Here is a 16823-nt window from a genome sequence, read left to right as displayed (position 1 = left end):
CAATAACAAGAGTTAACTGTTGTTATTGATTATTGGCAGCCGCACTCCGAAAGTCGATCCGAGTCCTTCCCCAGGACTTTCGGCCCAGACACTGCCGCCGTGGAGTTCCACGAGATGGCGGACGATCGCCAATCCCAGTCCCAGCCCGCCGTAATTGCGCGTAGAAGTGCTGTCAGCTTGGCGGAAGCGATCGAACACAAAGGGCAAAAACTCCTTGCTGATGCCAATCCCCGTATCGCTGACAACGATCAAAACAGAGTGAACCGGAGACGGCCCCGACAACATGGCGCCACCCGCTGCTCCCGGTTCCCCATCCTCCGAGAGCGTGATTTCCACGCGACCCGATGGCGGCGTAAACTTAATAGCATTCGAGAGCAAATTCCATACCACCTGCTGCAAACGAGTAGCATCGCCCCTCACCAAGCTCACCCCTTCGCTACAAAAACTCACTAATTCAATTCCCCTAGCTTCAGCATCAGGGGTCAGCGCCTTCACCGCCGTTTCTACAATCCGCACCAAATCCACCGGGAACAGCTTCAAACACACTTTGCCACTCACAATCCGGGAAACGTCCAGCAAATCCTCAATCATCTGAGTCTGCAACCGCGCGTTTCGCTCAATAGTCTCCAAACCGACAGCCGTTTTTTCGGCACTCATCTGACGCTGCCGCAGCATCTGCGCCCAGCCCAAAATGGCGTTCAGAGGCGTCCGCAACTCGTGAGAAAGCGTTCCCAAAAACTGGTCTTTAATCCGGTTAGCCTCCGCTGCTTCCCGGTAAAGCCGCGCATTGTCGATCGCCACCGCCGCATCCCGCGCCAAATCCTCCAGCAAAACCAAATCCTCCTGCCCGCAGCGGCGGCCCGACTCCCCGCACAGCAACGAAATCGCTCCCAGCGTCCGCCCGCGAGCGATCAGCGGCACGCAGATTGCCGAGAGCACTTGGGATTGGGATCGCAGCACCAACTGCAGTTCCTTGTCCGGCACAACCGCTTCGATCACCCATTCCGGTATTTCTGGGTAGAGCTTCGACTCACCAGTCCGCAGCACCTTTGCTACTCCGTGCCGTCCCTGGGGGTCTAGTGGCATACGCCGATCGACTTGCCGCAGCAGAGCGACTTTGCTCGGATCTGAGTGAGCAACTGCTTGCAAGCGGATTGAGCCGTCTGCATCAAGCAAATGCACGCAGCACCAATCCCCCAGCCCCGGTACTGTTAAATCTGCCAAACCTTGCAGCGCCTTCTCGTAATCCAGGGAAGCCGACGACAGCAAAGCCAAAGCTTGAGCGTTAAAATAGGCTGTTTGGGCCGATCGCTGGCGATCGTCAATATCAGTACAAGTCCCGAACCATTTGAGAATTTTCCCCTCAGCGTCCCGCACGGGCAATGCCCTGCCCAGATGCCAGCGATAAGATCCGTCAGATGCCCGTTTAAAGCGGTATTCAACCTCGTAAGTCTTCCCTGTCTCCACCGAGGTCTTCCAGCTTTCTACAGCATCTTCCACGTCATCTGGATGCAGGGCTAGCTGCCACCCCCAGCCTTGAGTTTCCTCCAGGGTCAAGCCAGTATATTCAAACCAGCGCTGGTTGTAGTAGTCGAGCCAGCCGTCGGCTTTGGCAGTCCAAACTATTTGCGGGATGGCTTCAGCGAGGACGCGGTACAACTGTTCGCTGGCTTCGGCTTGGCGACGGGCGGCCTGTTCCCGCGCCAATGCCCAATTCCGCTGTTCTTCGGCCTCTTTGCGAGCGGTGATGTCGCTAATCACGCCGATCCATTTGTAGGGATTGCCTTGTTTGTCAAGCACTGCTTTGCCTCGATCGATCCAGTGGAGCAAGCGGCCCCGCTGGCACTGAACGCGGTATTCCTGAAAAAATGGGGCGGCAGAACTGTCTGGCGCACTCAAATACCGATCGACTGCGGCCAAAACTCGATCGCGGTCGATCGGGTGCAAGATACTGTTCCAAGCTGCTCTTGTCCTCGGAAATCCCCCTTTTGCGTACTCCAAATGTTCGTCTACGTGACCGAACCACAGCACGATCCCGGTTTCGATATCCCATTCGTAAATCAAATCGCTGGCACTTTCTGCAGCAATCCGAAACCGCTCTTCAGACTGTCGCAGCACTTCCAGAAATTTAAAGCGTTCCGTCACGTCCAAAACCAGAGACAGCACCGATACCAACTGTCCCGAATCGCTGTAAAAAGCCGAATTGTACCATTCGCAGTGTACCAACGAACCCCACTTATTATAATTGCTGTTGCGAACTACATTGCAGCGATTTTCGGGTTTTTTTAAACTATAAATTGCCGATTCTACCTCTTCCAAATCGCCCTTAGAAATAAAGTTCCATTCGCTAAAATGCTTGCCTAAAACTTCTATTTTTTCCCACCCAAAAATCTTCTGTGCCGCCGGCGACCACCCGCTGAGACGAAAATTTTCATCCCACTCAATCACCGCTAGGGGCGTATTTTCAAAATGAGAAGTGAGTTTTTGTAGCGCCTCGCGCAGGGATGCTTCTACTTGCTTACGCCCAGTAATATCGCTAAAAGAAATAGCAATGCCGTCGCCCAATTTAACAGTCATAATCCGAAACCAGGCGACAATGCCTTCGTTGTTGTAATAAATCTCGGTATCGAGGGGAATTCCTGTTTCTACAACTTGCACGTAACGGTCGAACAAATTGTTATCTTTATGACCAGGCAGCACTTGCAGCAATCGCTTGCCCGTTAATTCTTCAGGGGTACGGTGTTGCATTTTTGCCGCTGCGGGATTGACGTATTCCCATTCAAAATCCACAATTGTGGATTCGTCGCGGATGCTGCGGAATACGTTAAATCCGTCTAGAGATAATTCCTGAAAAACGCGGAAGCGTTCTTCGCTTTCTTGCAACTTGTCTACAGTGTCAAGCAGGAGGTCCTCGACTCGCTCGCGCTGTGTTATTTCTGCAAGCAATTGCTGGTTAATTTGCTGGAGTTCGGTTGTGAGGGAGGGGACGGAATTTGTAATAGCAGAGTTGGCTTGCAGTCGATCGACCTTTTCAGTTTCCAGCGCCGTATTTGCTGGTAAAGAGGCCGCCCCAGCCAAAGCCAACACTTGAGGAACCCAGGGTATCAGGGACGCTACAGCCCACAAACAGATGATAGCGGTAACGGCGGCGATCGAACTTGACAGCCAGTAGCTGGGATGCACCAGCATCCACACTTGCATCAAGTGAGTTGTCCCGCCGCAGAAAAACCAGGCTCCCAATAGCAGAAACCCCTTGCTCAAAGGCACGTCCCGCTGCTTCCGGGCATAGTATGTCAGAATTGCTGGAATTGAATAATAAGCCAAGGCAATTAACAAATCGCTGACCGCGTGCAGTCCCATCAACTGGGGTTGCCACTGGCAACAGCCATCTTGGGGAATAAAATTGTGGTTAAATGACATAATCTTAATAAATGGCAGCATTTCGGCTTTCCTGTGCGATCGATCCTAGTTGCACTTGTGTTGCTGAACCGCTAATTTCTAGTTTATACACAAAAAAACATAAAACAAGAGTGACTTTAGTCCGGGGAGGAAAGTTCACAGCAGGCTTTAACCTGCCTGAAATATTCGTAAATTTATTGAGAGGTTAAGGGAGAGTGAGGTACTATAATTCCCCAGGAGGTACGAAATTCAATGCTATATTTTGAATTCACAACTTACGGAAAAACAAAGCAATTGAGCGCACGGGATGAAGGGATTACTAGAGTGCCGTTCATTGACACGGTTTAGCTAGAAGCTTGCAATATTCGATAAATTCATCTTTATTGAATCTATTTTTTGATAACTTTGCAGATTCAGAAATCCCTTCAACATAGGAGAATCGACCTCTACTTCGAGGCTCAGAAATCCTGCCGGAGCAGATTCATACTTGGAGCGAACCATCCCCGCCTCTCGCCTCGGAATGAAAACTAATCTGTACCTGTATCAAAGTCTACTAAATTCTGCTACTAAATCGGTTAATGTCACAGATTATCTTCCAGTCAAATTTCTGAAACCACCTCGAATTAAACCTCCATGCGCTTAGAGCAGCTTCAAGCATTTCTTTCAGTTGCTGAAACTGGTAGCTTTCAGCAAGCGGCCCGGAAGTGTGGCGTTACCCAATCGACTATTAGCCGCCAAGTGCAGGGATTAGAAGCGGAAGTGGGTTTGTCGCTGTTTCACCGCACGGCCCACGCGAAACTGACTGTGGGAGGGGAATGCCTGCTACCTCACGCTCGCAAAATCTGTCAGACTTGGCAAAATGCTGCTGAAGAATTGGGAGACTTACGGGCGGGAAAGCAGCCGGAACTTTGCGTGGCTGCGATTCACTCGGTTTGCGCTGCTTATTTGCCACCTGTGCTGCAAAAGTTTTGCCGCGACTATCCAGACGTGCAGTTGCGGGTGACTTCCCTCGGAAGCGATCGAGCCCTGAAAGTCCTCAAAGATGGTTTGGTGGACATAGCGGTGGTGATGAACAACCGCCATTTTACTCAAGCCCCGGAAATGTTGGTTGAGGTGCTCTACAATGAGCCGATCGAGGTGTTGATGGCGGCGGGTCATCCCCTGGCTCAGTACGAACGAGTACCTTGGCCGGAATTGATTTGTTACCCGCAAGTGGTGTTTAAGGACGGGTACGGAATGCAGCGGATGGTGCAAGAACAATTTGGACGCATCGGTGCTAAACTTCATGCTGTTTTGGAACTCAACACTCTTGATGCTTTTCGGGGTGTGGTGCGACAGGGAGAGTTGATTGCTTTGCTGCCGCATTCAGCTTTGCTGGAGGCGAAGGGCGATCGCACTTTAGCTATTCGGTCGATCGCCCAAGATCGGTCAAATTCCAAGGTTTCGACGATCGGTCAATTGGCAGCAGATCCCACTTGGACTCGCGAAGTGGTGTTGGTGACAACTCACGATCGAATGCAAATTCCGCCGATCGCCCATTTCTGGAATCTGGTACGCGAATTTGTGCCGCCATTTGATTTAATCAAGCTAGAAAAATCAGGGAGTTAATTCGATAATTTTGAATTGAATTTTGGGAAGTTTAAATTTAAACGGATTCAAATATTACCAATTACTAACTACCAATTACTAACTACCAACTACCCATTACTAACTTCAAAAGTTATGAGTGACGCATTTAGAGAACTGCTGCGAAAAATTGGCAGCGGAGTACACACAGGAGAAAACTTAACTCGCTCCGAAGCAGCAGCAGCCACGCGGATGATGCTGCTGGGGGAAGCAACACCAGCTCAAATCGGAGCTTTTATGATTTCCCACCGCATTAAACGGCCCACCGGCGAAGAATTAGCCGGAATGCTGGATGCTTATGAAGAATTGGGGCCTATGCTTGCCCCCCCAAACCGAGAAAAAGGTTTTTCCGTCTCAACCGTCGCCGTGTTTGGCGTTGCTTACGACGGGCGATCGCGCACGGCTCCAATTAGCCCTTTAACAGCCCTAATTTTAGCCGCCTCTGGCGTCCCAACTCTCATGCACGGGGGGGATACCATGCCAACGAAAGAAGGCATTCCCCTGATTGAAATTTGGCGTGGTTTGGGAGTGAATTGGGGAAAACTCAGTTTAGAAAAAGTCCAGCAAGTTTTTGACAATACAGGTTTGGGTTTTGTTTACCTTCCCAAGCATTTTCCTCAAGCCACCGCTTTAGTTCCCTACCGCCGCGAAATTGGTAAACGGCCACCTTTTTCGACAATGGAGTTGATGTGGTGTCCCTGTGCCGGCGACGTTAACGTCATCTCCGGCTACGTCCACCCGCCCACAGAAGGTATGTTTCAAAAAGCCTTTGAGCTGCGCGGAATCAAAAATTATACCACAGTCAAGGGATTGGAGGGAAGCTGCGATTTGCCGCGCGATCGTACTGCGATTATCGGCATTGCTAAGCCGGACGCTGAGTTTGAACGAGTGCTTTTAGCTCACGGAGATTACGGTTTTAGCAACACAAATCCTGCCTTTGAATCAGCCCCAGAGTTATTCAAACAAATGCAGGAAGTGTTGCTGGGAAAACCCTCGGAATTGATGCAGTCCGCTATCTGGAACGGCGGATTTTATCTGTGGCGCAGCGGAGTTTGTTTGGATATAAACTCGGGTTTGATTGAGGCCGAAACTTTATTAAGTCGCGGTCAAGTGGTGCAAAAACTTGAGGAAGTTAGCCAAGCCGTTAGTGTTTTGAGTTGACTGTTGACTGTTGACCGTTAACTAATGACTACTGACTACCAGACATCTCCAATAATTATTGTGGAACAGGCATCTTGCCTGTTCAAAACAGGTAATTCTTGCGATGACTACTGACTACTTACTGCTGACTACTGACTACTGACTAATGACTAATCATAAAATTGCTGTAATTGTGCTTGCAGGCGGTCAAAGTTCGCGGATGGGTAAGGATAAAGCTCTACTGGAAATTGAGGGCAAATCCCTATTGCAGCGGGCGTTGGAAGTGGCCGCAGTTGTAACCCCCGAAGTTTATGTTCTGACTGCTTGGCCCGATCGCTATCGATCGACCTTAACCGAAACATCCCAATTTCTGGTAGAGTACAATCCGGGTTCCGGGCCTTTGGTTGCATTGACTCAGGGATTGACAGAAATTGCCGCCGAGTGGATTTTACTGTTAGCTTGCGATTTGCCTTTGTTGGATGCCCAGATTATTCAGAATTGGGCAAGTCAGTTAACAGAATTTTCCCCATCAACTTTAGCAGTTGTGCCTTATCAAAATTCGCGCTGGGAGCCTTTGTGTGGCTTCTACCGCCAACAATCTCTGCCCAGCTTGCAAAGTTTTATTGACAAAGGGGGACGTTCCTTTCAAGTGTGGTTAAATCAAATCTCCTCAATACCTCTACCTGTAGGGGAACCAGAAGCAGTAATGTTATCCAATTGCAATACATTAGAAGAGTTTGAGCAATTAAAAGGTAAAATGGTTAACGGTTGACAGTTGACTAATGACTAATTACTAATTACTAATGATTAACCAATATTGGTTGCTTGATCGCAATATAACTTTCCTCAATCACGGCTCTTTTGGGGCCTGTCCCATTCCCGTACTCGAAGCGCAAACCATTTTTCGAGAACAACTGGAAAGAGAACCATTGCGCTTCCTTCTGCGGGAATTTGAACCCTTGTTGGATAATGCGAGAAATCAGTTAGCAGCATTTCTCGGTGCGGCTGAGGATGACTTGGCTTTTGTGCCGAATGCCACGACGGGAGTAAATGCTGTTTTGCGATCGCTCTGTTTTTCTCCGGGCGACGAATTGCTAACTACAAATCAGGAATACAACGCTTGCCGCAACACACTTAATTTTGTAGCCGAGCGTACAGGCGCTAAAGTAATAGTAGCAGAAGTCCCCTTTCCAATTGAATCACCCGACCAAATTATTGAAGCAATAATTAAGTGCGTTTCACCGCAAACAAAGTTAGCTTTATTAGACCACGTTGTGAGCCAAACAGGTTTAATTTTTCCCATCAAACAGTTAGTGGGCGCGTTAGCTAACCGTGGCGTGGATGTATTGGTAGACGGAGCTCATGCGCCGGGAATGGTAGCACTGAATTTAGATGAAATTGGCGCGGCTTACTATACGGGAAATTGCCATAAATGGCTGTGCGCGCCCAAAGGTGCGGGCTTTTTATACGTGCGGCGCGACAAGCAAGATGCAATTCGCCCAACTACGATCAGTCACGGTGCTAACTCGCCGCGCGCTGATAAATCGCGCTTTCAATTAGAATTTGACTGGATGGGGACAGTCGATCCTAGCCCCTATTTGTGCGTACCTGTAGCTATTGATTTTATGGGTTCTTTGTTGAGCGGCGGCTGGCCGGAATTGAGGGCAAAGAATCATGCTTTAGCATTGGCGGGGAGAAAAATATTGGCGGACAAATTAGATTTGCCACTGCCTTGTCCTGATGAAATGGTGGGTTCGATGGCTGTTGTGCCTCTGGCAGACGGCCAGTCTGATGAGGTTGCAAAGGGAGGAATTCCACCTTTGCAAGAGGCGCTGTGGGAGATTTTTAAAATAGAAGTTCCGGTGATTCCTTGGCCGAATGCTAGTAAGCAGTTGGTGAGGATTTCGGCTCAGTTATACAATACTTTGCCGCAGTATCAATATTTAGCTAAGGCGCTGGTTGAACTGACGAGAATTTGAGCTGGAGCTTCCCCAAAAGAAACATCACACCCAGCTACCAACAGTTATAGGTTTGTAGTTAGGGTGTCGGTTATCATAGTTTGGGAGAAGACAGACTATTCGTCCTTACTCTAAACGTAGTAAGGGTTATACAAATAGGCAGAATAAAAGTAAAAATCCTGCAAGGAATCACCTTTATTCCTCTTTAATTTTGCTACTATTTACCTCAAATAAAAAACTCAAAAAAAAATTGCTCTAAAACCCCATCGCCCTCAACTTCGCCCATCCACCCAAACCGAATAAAATTTTTAAATAACCCGGAAAAATTCCTAAGTTAAAACAGGCTGGTCAAAGCGGATAGCGCACAACTTCCGCGCAACAGAATATAATGTATCCACACTTGCATTTTTGCAAACAAAACAAAGGAAATGAAAAGAGGCGAATACCATGTCCAATGCCATGATGGTAATTTACCCCTATCGCGAACAGTACACCTGGGTTTTTGACGACGAGCGAGTCGGACTTGTCCGAGAACCATTTGTTCAGGGCGTCCCCGAAATGATTAACGCGCTTGTCGCAGACATTCCCAATGCCGCTCAAGGTTTCCGACTTTTATTTTCAGCCAATCCATTTCCCGGATATCAAGCAGAAATGCTGTGGTTGAAAGCAGAATACGGCGGTAACTGGTATCGGTGGGAATCGAAAAATCTCGAAGGCTGGCTGTGTCCGGCTATGTTCAAATACTTTCCCGAAGCACCGCCCAAGTTTTACTGCAAAGCTGAAAAACTGCAATAACCAACAGCAAGTCAATGAAAAACTTGTCAATTTTTAAAAGAAACTTTGTTGAACGAGTCGATAAAACATCTCGAAAAAAGCCTAAATTCTTCCTATATATAGTGGGGCTATTTTTCTTAGTTTTCACAGCCGCCATCTCAGCCACAATGGGAGCAATTACTGCCCTGTTAGCTCCCGTGGAACCGCCAATTATCAATAGAGTATTAGAGGCGACTGGCTTTGACTATCTATCCTCCAACCGCTCTGGATACCGCCTTTCGCGGCCCGTTAATATCTTGATATTGGGAATTGACCGCGTGCCGGAAGCTGCAGCCAATGGCCCTAAGATATTTAACGGTCGCAGCGATACAATACTCTTATTACACCTCGATCCTAGAGATAAATCTATTAGTTTGCTTTCTGTTCCACGAGATACTAAAGTCGAAGTTCCCGGAATTGCCTTCAGCAAAATTAGCGAAGCCAATGCTAGAGGAGGAGCAGCTTTGGCGACGCGATTGGTTAGCAGTATGCTGAACAATACGAAAATTGAACGATACGTGCGAGTCAGCAGCAGTGCGTTTCGGGAATTAGTGGATTTGTTAGGCGGAGTTGAGGTATTTGTACCTCGACCAATGTCCTATACAGATACCGCCCAAAAGTTAAAAATAAACTTAGCTAAGGGATGGCAAACTCTCAACGGAGAACAAGCAGAACAATTTGCTAGATTTCGCAACGACGGTTTAGGAGATATCGGCCGCATTCAGCGGCAGCAATCTTTAATTCAAGCTATTCGCGATCGCCTCGCAAGTCCATCAGTATTGGTGCGCTTGCCACAAATTGTTCGATTGATGCAAAAATATGTGGATACAAACCTAAATTATGAGGAAATATTGACGCTGGCAAATTTCGGTTTGCAATTGGAGCGAGAGAATTTTAAAATGGTAATGTTGCCGGGAAGTTCTAGTTCAGAACAAGCCGATTTGAGGAGTTATTGGATTGTAGATGCGATGGGGCTCGATCGCATTATGACACAATATTTAAACCCGGGGGTGCCGGATTTTGCCCAAGGACGATTTCGCAACCCAACCGAGTCTGTTTTGCCCAGAAACCTCAAAATAGCTGTCCAAAACGCTTCTAACAAACCGACAACCGCAAAAAATGTTGCTGACTTTCTCACAAAAAAGGGCTTTTTTAATGTATCTGTAGTGCAGGATTCGCCAGAGAAGCAGCGTCAAAGTCAAATTATTGTTCAGCAAGGCGATTTAGAGGCAGCGAATTTACTGCGAAAAGAGCTAGGCGGCGGTAAAATTGAAGCCTCTTCTACCGGTGAAATCAATTCTGACTTGACGCTTCGCGTCGGCGAAGATTGGGTAAAACGATTTTAATTAGTCATTAGTCATTAGTCAATTACCATGAGTCCAATATCTGTGAAAAGAGTCTTCCGAATTTTCCTGAGCCTGCTTTTAAGTTTAGTGTTGGCTTTGGGGTGGGTGCTGCTGAGTGCTACTCCGGCATTTGCCCTGCCGAAAACAAGTATTAATTACACAAATATTAATTTGTCCGATCGCGATTTTTCTAACTCTGATTTAGCAGGGGGAACATTTGTCGCAGCCGAAATGCGGGGAACCAATTTTCAAGGTGCTGATTTAACTAATGCGATTTTGACTAAGGGAGTTTTGCTGAATGCCAACTTGTCAGGTGCTAACCTCTCCGGTGCTTTGGCAGATAGAGTTACATTCGACGGCGCTAATTTGACAAATGCTAATTTTTCCGAGGCAATTATGACTCGAACTCGGTTTTTTGATGCTGCAATTTCCGGGGCTGATTTTACTGACGCGATTATCGACGCTTATCAAGTGAGTATCCTGTGCGAGAAAGCAGATGGTGTCAATCCCGTGACGGGAGTGTCTACCCGAGACAGTTTGGGATGTCCGTAGAAATTCACACTAAAAAAATCCGTGGCTAATTATTTGATTAGATGCACCTGTAGGGAAGTGAAATACACAAATTAAAGCCCCTCTCCTGCAAGGCGAGGGGTTTGAGGAAATTTCCAAGTATTGGCTCTATCGAGCGCTACAAATGTCTGTGCTGGCAGTACCAACTACCAAATCGGAATTCAGAAGCAAATCTAAATCGGTGTCAGGATTAACAGCATACAAATCGACTTTATCTCGACCCAAAAATACTCCGATCAAAGTCCCAATTCCCGCACCGCCGAGCACCTCTTCAGTCGCGATCGCCCGATCGCCCGTAACACCTGCGATCGCCGCCGCTGCTGCTGCACCCAACGCCGTATTCTTAACCAGATTACCAACATTAACGCCCTTGGTAACAGTTTCTTTCCTAGTAATCAGTTGCGAAGTAGCATTGAGAGGCACTCTGCTGCCGTTGATTATACTTAATTCTTGAGCCACAAACTGAACCCCCGAAGCAGTCGAGCGCAATTCGCCGCTAATTTTCGAGCCTTCGGGTATCAGCACTTGGCTATTATCGCCCGTAATATCCGAAGCTACAGTCAGCGTAATCGGAGACTTGTCATTGGGGCCGAGCAAAATCTTGCCTTTTGTGTACTCGATGGGGATAGTCACCCCACTGGGAATTTTCACAGCTACAGATTCGCTAACATCAATCTTAGCAATGTAAGGAGAATTAATTGCTCTTGCTTGATTGGTACTCACTAATGTTTGATAGATAAAAGCAGCTACTTCAGCTCGCGTTGCTGACTTGTTAGGTTTGAGAGATTTAGGATTGGGATAGCTGACAACCAACTGTTTTTCAGTAGCAGCAGCAACGCTTTTGACAGCATAACTTTGAATCTCACCCGCATCGCTATAGTAACTAAGAACATCTTGAAAATCGCACGTAGGCTCATAGCCCATTCCGTTATTTAAAGCGACTACTACTTGAACGCGAGGAATCTGCTGTGTCGGCCTGAAAACATTGCCGGGATAGCCAGACATCCATCCCATTTCGTAAGCTTCTGCGATCGCCCCACTTGCCCAAAAATTAGACGGAACATCGGCAAACCCCACAGCAGCGCGGGTTTTTGCCTTTTTCACAGAACGGATCATTGCCGCGAATTCAGCCCGTGTTACCGGTGCATCCGGGCGAAAACTACCATCGGGAAATCCTTTGATAATGCCTCTTTCTGACAAATCTTGAATAAAGTCTTTTGCCCAGTAGTTATTATTAACATCAGAAAAAGCTGTTTGAGCAAAAGAAGGCGCGGGAGCTAGCATCGGCGCTGCGGTTCCGGCAACGGTTCCCAAGGTTAATAAAACAGATGTACCGGATTTGATGCGATGTAATACAGACATTTTTTGATTCTCCAATTTACACATTTTTTTATTGAGGATAAGTAAGCTTTTGAGAGGCTGATTAATTCTGCCAGAACTTGCTTTTTCCCTCACTTATGTAATCATTATTGAATGCTTTTATTTTTAGTGCGGGGAAGATACGGTCGTTTAAAATAAATATTTTTATTCTCAGTGCGGGATTTTAAAATGCTTAAATTCCTTAAAATCCTTATGTTGCTTATCTCCCTTATCTACCTTGTGTCTGCAATTAACAGGATTTAGGGACAAAGCCGAAAGGCGTTTGATATTAGTTAACTATATTAACTAAAAGTGAATATAATTGACTCGATCGAGAAATACCTGTTTGTTGCTTATGAGTAGCTTGACGTTTGCCTCTGCCCATCAGCTAGCGCGAATGATTCGCGATCGCGAAGTCTCTGCCGTCGAAGTTCTCGACGCTTACCTTACTCAAATCGCCAAACACAACTCGCAATTAAACGCCATTTGTACGCTGGATGAAGACAATGTCCGTACTAGAGCAAAACTTGCGGATGAAGCCCTAGCCAGAGGAGAAAACTGGGGTGCTTTGCATGGGGTTCCCATCACGATTAAAGACATTTTTGAAACAGCCGGACTCCGCACCACAGCAGGCTATATTCCCCTCAAAGATTATGTGCCTCAACAGGATGCAACTGCTGTTGCGAGATTGCGGGCAGCAGGTGCTGTCATCATGGGAAAAACAAACATGGCGGAACTGGCTGCCGATTATCAAAGCACAAATTCTCTGTTTCCACGGGTGAATAATCCTTGGCATCTTGACTACACACCAGGTGGCAGTTCTGGAGGAAGTGCCGCTGCTGTCGCAGCAGGACTTTCACCGTTAGATTTGGGCAACGATTTCGGGGGTTCGGTGCGTCAACCCGCTCATTTCTGCGGCATATATGGTTTAAAGCCGACAGATCGCCGTATTTCTACAGCAGGGCAGATTCCTGAAGTGCCGGGAATGCCACTATCTATTCGGCAAATGATGACCGTTGGGTGTTTTGCTCGATCGATCGAAGACATCCGGCTTTGTTTTTCGTTAATTGCAGGCGCGGATCTGCGACGCCCCGATGTCCCGCCGATGCCGCTCGATCGACCCTCTGGCAAGCCTTTGCAGCATCTCAAAATCGCTTGGACGGCTGAATGGGCCGAAGTTCCGGTTGCTTCTGAAATTCGAGCAGCTATGGAGTCGATCGTGCAAAAACTCTCTGACACAGGTGTCCAAATCGAACGCTGGCTTCCCAAAGACTTTGACCTTTCCAAAATATTGAATCTCTACGGGCGGATGTCAATGTACCTCACTATCTACGCTCAACCGCAGGATAGATATAACGTGCGTCGTAGTTTAGAGTTAATCTTCCGCACCGCAACCCAAGGCGACAAGGAACTCCGAAAATTGGGAGATTTCAGCAGATTCCTACCTGAGATATTGAATCCAAGTTTGAAAGGATATTTCGAGGCACTCACACAGCGCGATCGCTGCACTGCCCATATAGATGAGGCATTAGAACCGTGGGATGTATGGCTTTGTCCAGTTGCGGCAACCGCTGCGTTTACTCACCGTCCCGCTTGGAGTGCCGTTGACATTGATGGCAGATCCTATCCTTATTCAGTGGCAAACGGGGCTTACACCATGCCTTCTAATCTTAGCGGACATCCTGCTGTGGTAATTCCAATTGGGCAAACTCAAAATGGTTTACCGATTGGAATGCAAATTGTTGGTAAGCGGTGGTGCGAAATGGAGTTGTTGGCGATCGCGACTGAGATTGACAAAGTGGTTGGTAGCTTGCAACACCCACCTGGTTACTGAGCATTTTATCAAGTTTCACTTGATGGTCAATGTTTACTCTTGTGGTAGCGTGCGTCAGGTTTGAGATTTTTAATTGGCACGGAAAGTATTAATTTAACCCACAGTTTTTTGCGGGGGTGCGTCAGTTGTTAGATTATTAGTTGGAAATCAAAATAATCCTAGCTGACGCACCCTAATTGATTGTTACTGATGTGTAATGACTACCTTGTATCTGCCATTAACAGGATTTACGGACAAAGCGGTTTGAGAAGAACTGTCTCTGTTTTTTTAACTTGAGTTTACCTAGAGAGAGCGATCGCACCCAACATTTTGAGCAAGTTCGTATTTTTATCTCTTAAATGTTGGGAATCGGTAAGTGAAAACAATCCTTTGTACTTCTACGGCGGCACTTGGAAAACCAGCAAGAAAAAATAGCAATTACCAGCTTCTTCTTCTGTTCTCTTCCTTCGCGTCCTCCCCTACGGGAACGGCTTCGCCGAACGCGTCTTCGCGGTTCGATCGTCCTTTTTCACCTTTCCCCAAAGTTTCAACGTCGGCGCGGGGCCGGAAGCCTCGCGCTATTGCCATTTTGCGGTTGCGGTTTTTCTTGCAGCTTCATTGTCAAACTAACCCGCTTTAACTTCTCATTCACCTCCAAAACCCGCACTTTCACAACTTGTCCGACTTTAACAATCTGTTTGGGGTCATCTACAAAGCGATCGGCTAATTGAGAAACGTGAACCAAACCATCTTGGTGCACTCCCACATCAACAAAGGCTCCAAAGTTAGCTACATTCGTGATTATGCCTTCTAATTCCATCCCAACTTGCAAGTCGGAGATTTCTTTGATTCCTGCTTGGAAAGTGGCATATTTAAACTCGGCGCGCGGGTCTCTTCCCGGTTTTTCTAGTTCGGAAATAATGTCTCGAAGTGTTGGTTCACCCACTTTTTCAGTGACATATTTCTTGATATTTACAGTCTTGATTTTTTCCGATATTTGTGTTATTCCTGTCAGCGGCAAGTCTAAATCCTTGGCGATCGCTTGCACGACAGGATAACTTTCGGGATGAACTGCTGTATTGTCCAGGGGGTTTTCGCCGCCGCGAATGCGGAGAAACCCGGCTGCTTGTTCAAAAGCTTTTGGCCCGAGTTTGGGAACTTTCAGAAGTTGACGGCGATTTTTAAATGCGCCGTTTTCGTTGCGGTAATTGACGATATTTTTGGCAACTGTTGCCGTCATTCCTGATACAAATGTCAGCAGTTCTTTGGAGGCTGTGTTTAAGTCAACTCCCACATAATTAACGCAGCTTTCGACTGTTTCGTCGAGTTTCTTTTTGAGCAGTTTTTGGTCAACGTCGTGCTGGTATTGACCGACTCCTATTGATTTCGGGTCGATTTTCACGAGTTCGGCGAGGGGGTCTTGCAAGCGCCGTCCGATGCTGACTGCACCGCGGACGGTGATGTCGAGGTCTGGAAATTCGGCGATCGCCACTTCGCTTGCTGAATAAATCGATGCACCGGATTCATTCACCATGACTTTAATCGGTTTCCTGTCAATTTCTGCCAAAACTTCCGAAACAAATTCGTCTGTTTCCCGGGAAGCTGTACCGTTGCCGATCGCGATTAATTCAATTTTATATTTTTCAATTAAATGCTTGACAATTTTACCAGCTTGCTGTCGCTGAGCGGCCGCTTGGTGGGGAAAAATTGCTTGATATTCTAAAAATTGCCCGGTTTCATCGAGGGCGGAAACTTTGCACCCCGTGCGAAATCCCGGATCGATCGCCAGTGTCGGTTTCATTCCCGCCGGCGCCGACAGCAGCAACTCGCGCAGGTTGGTTTCAAAAGTGGCGATCGACTCGATATCAGCGACGGCTTTGTTGTGCGATCGTACTTCTGTAATTAACGAAGTCTTCATCAGTCGGTTAAAGGCATCCTTCAAAGTCGATCGATAAAACTCTTTAACTTCCGGTATCCTAGTTCTAATTTCCTGAGCTTCCAAATAAGCCATCACTGCGGATTCATCAAAAGCCAGTTCCAAATCTAAAACCCCTTCCGTTTCCCCCCGAAACAGCGCTAACATATTGTGCGATTGAACGCTTCTCGCTGCAACTTGGTAATTGCGGTACATTTCAAATTTAGTGCTTCCTTCAGGGAAATCATCTTTAATTTTCGAGACAAAAACTCCTGTTTTCATCAAAAACTCTCGCAAATAAGCCCGCAATTCTGCTTTTTCAGAAACCGCTTCCGCCAAAATATCCGCAGCACCTTTGAGAGCTTCTTCTGCTGTTTTCACTCCCTTTTCTTCGGAAATATATTTAGATGCTTCCGCCTCAAAATCTGCTGGTTTAGCCGTCGGTAAATTCAGACCTTTGATAAAATTCGCCAGCGGTTCCAAGCCTTTTTCCCTAGCAATTGTGGCTCGCGTCCGCCGCTTGGGTTTGTAAGGCAGATAAAGGTCTTCGAGTTCGTTCTTTTGCAAACACGATTCGATTTTAGCTTGCAGCTCTTCCGTGAGTTTCCCCTGAGAGCTAATCGTCTCTAAAATCGATTTTTTGCGCTCTTCAATTTCCGTCAGATACGTGAAGCGATCGGAGATGTCCCGCAACTGAATTTCATTCAGCAAATCCGTGCGTTCTTTGCGGTAGCGGGCAATAAACGGAATAGTTGCTCCCTCGGCGAAAAGTTCCAGAGCATTATTGACTTGAGACAGATTAATGGAAAGTTCTTGAGCAATCAGTTGAGGAATGTCGATCATAGTGCAGAATTTCAGCTCAGTCGATTTGAGATTTGAGAGGT

11 protein-coding genes are annotated in these 16823 nt (G+C 47.1%); 8 read left to right on the top strand and 3 right to left on the bottom strand.

Annotated features, from left to right (window positions below):
- Positions 1-12: 12 nt before the first annotated feature.
- The gene (locus tag QUB25_RS01160; RefSeq protein WP_333181654.1) at positions 13-3441 is read right to left on the bottom strand and encodes a PAS domain S-box protein; all 3429 of its coding nucleotides are present in this window, start codon (positions 3439-3441) and stop codon (positions 13-15) included.
- Positions 3442-4032: 591 nt separating this feature from the next.
- Between QUB25_RS01160 and QUB25_RS01155 the strand changes: the two genes are divergently transcribed.
- The 7 genes from QUB25_RS01155 (at position 4033) to QUB25_RS01125 (ending at position 10834) form a co-directional block, all read left to right on the top strand.
- Positions 4033-5007, top strand: a complete 975-nt coding sequence (locus QUB25_RS01155; protein WP_333036428.1) for a LysR family transcriptional regulator — start codon at positions 4033-4035, stop codon at positions 5005-5007.
- Positions 5008-5121: 114 nt separating this feature from the next.
- Positions 5122-6186 (top strand): anthranilate phosphoribosyltransferase family protein, encoded by a 1065-nt coding sequence (locus QUB25_RS01150; RefSeq protein WP_333036429.1) that lies wholly within the window; start codon positions 5122-5124, stop codon positions 6184-6186.
- A gap of 145 nt (positions 6187-6331) precedes the next feature.
- Positions 6332-6937 carry a molybdenum cofactor guanylyltransferase gene (locus QUB25_RS01145; RefSeq protein ID WP_333036430.1) on the top strand — a complete coding sequence of 202 codons (606 nt, stop codon included), beginning with the start codon at positions 6332-6334 and terminating at the stop codon, positions 6935-6937.
- A gap of 31 nt (positions 6938-6968) precedes the next feature.
- Positions 6969-8144, top strand: coding sequence for an aminotransferase class V-fold PLP-dependent enzyme (locus QUB25_RS01140; RefSeq protein ID WP_333036432.1), 1176 nt, complete (start codon positions 6969-6971; stop codon positions 8142-8144).
- A 426-nt stretch (positions 8145-8570) separates the two neighbouring features.
- Positions 8571-8918, top strand: coding sequence for a DUF6717 family protein (locus tag QUB25_RS01135; protein WP_015175132.1), 348 nt, complete (start codon positions 8571-8573; stop codon positions 8916-8918).
- Between the two features lie 146 nt (positions 8919-9064).
- On the top strand, positions 9065-10282 hold the full coding sequence (locus QUB25_RS01130; protein WP_333181650.1) for an LCP family protein: 1218 nt from the start codon (positions 9065-9067) through the stop codon (positions 10280-10282).
- A gap of 27 nt (positions 10283-10309) precedes the next feature.
- The gene (locus QUB25_RS01125) at positions 10310-10834 is read left to right on the top strand and encodes a pentapeptide repeat-containing protein (RefSeq protein WP_333062839.1); all 525 of its coding nucleotides are present in this window, start codon (positions 10310-10312) and stop codon (positions 10832-10834) included.
- A 126-nt stretch (positions 10835-10960) separates the two neighbouring features.
- Here QUB25_RS01125 and QUB25_RS01120 read toward each other — a convergent pair whose 3' ends face one another.
- Entirely contained in the window at positions 10961-12214 is a 1254-nt protein-coding gene (locus QUB25_RS01120; RefSeq protein WP_333181648.1) for an S-layer homology domain-containing protein, read from the bottom strand.
- A 352-nt stretch (positions 12215-12566) separates the two neighbouring features.
- On the opposite strand from QUB25_RS01120, the gene QUB25_RS01115 reads away from it, so the two are divergent.
- Positions 12567-14045 carry an amidase gene (locus QUB25_RS01115; protein WP_333181647.1) on the top strand — a complete coding sequence of 493 codons (1479 nt, stop codon included), beginning with the start codon at positions 12567-12569 and terminating at the stop codon, positions 14043-14045.
- Positions 14046-14571: 526 nt separating this feature from the next.
- On the opposite strand, the gene QUB25_RS01110 is transcribed toward QUB25_RS01115, so the two are convergent.
- Positions 14572-16782: a Tex family protein gene (locus QUB25_RS01110; RefSeq protein ID WP_333181645.1), complete on the bottom strand. Its 2211-nt coding sequence runs from the start codon at positions 16780-16782 to the stop codon at positions 14572-14574.
- Positions 16783-16823: the final 41 nt, after the last annotated feature.

The organism is Microcoleus sp. B3-D7 (genome assembly GCF_036705305.1).
GTDB lineage: Bacteria > Cyanobacteriota > Cyanobacteriia > Cyanobacteriales > Microcoleaceae > Microcoleus.
This window is presented reverse-complemented; position numbering and strand designations above follow the sequence as displayed.

Excerpts from the sequence above, each read along its gene's own strand:
- QUB25_RS01130 (WP_333181650.1), top strand. The coding sequence starts at position 9,065 with ATGGGAGCAATTACTGCCCTGTTAGCTCCCGTGGAACCGCCAATTATC.
- QUB25_RS01120 (WP_333181648.1), bottom strand. The coding sequence starts at position 12,214 with ATGTCTGTATTACATCGCATCAAATCCGGTACATCTGTTTTATTAACC.
- QUB25_RS01160 (WP_333181654.1), bottom strand. The coding sequence starts at position 3,441 with ATGCTGCCATTTATTAAGATTATGTCATTTAACCACAATTTTATTCCC.
- QUB25_RS01135 (WP_015175132.1), top strand. The coding sequence starts at position 8,571 with ATGTCCAATGCCATGATGGTAATTTACCCCTATCGCGAACAGTACACC.
- QUB25_RS01115 (WP_333181647.1), top strand. The coding sequence starts at position 12,567 with ATGAGTAGCTTGACGTTTGCCTCTGCCCATCAGCTAGCGCGAATGATT.
- QUB25_RS01145 (WP_333036430.1), top strand. The coding sequence starts at position 6,332 with ATGACTAATCATAAAATTGCTGTAATTGTGCTTGCAGGCGGTCAAAGT.
- QUB25_RS01140 (WP_333036432.1), top strand. The coding sequence starts at position 6,969 with ATGATTAACCAATATTGGTTGCTTGATCGCAATATAACTTTCCTCAAT.
- QUB25_RS01110 (WP_333181645.1), bottom strand. The coding sequence starts at position 16,782 with ATGATCGACATTCCTCAACTGATTGCTCAAGAACTTTCCATTAATCTG.
- QUB25_RS01125 (WP_333062839.1), top strand. The coding sequence starts at position 10,310 with ATGAGTCCAATATCTGTGAAAAGAGTCTTCCGAATTTTCCTGAGCCTG.
- QUB25_RS01155 (WP_333036428.1), top strand. The coding sequence starts at position 4,033 with ATGCGCTTAGAGCAGCTTCAAGCATTTCTTTCAGTTGCTGAAACTGGT.
- QUB25_RS01150 (WP_333036429.1), top strand. The coding sequence starts at position 5,122 with ATGAGTGACGCATTTAGAGAACTGCTGCGAAAAATTGGCAGCGGAGTA.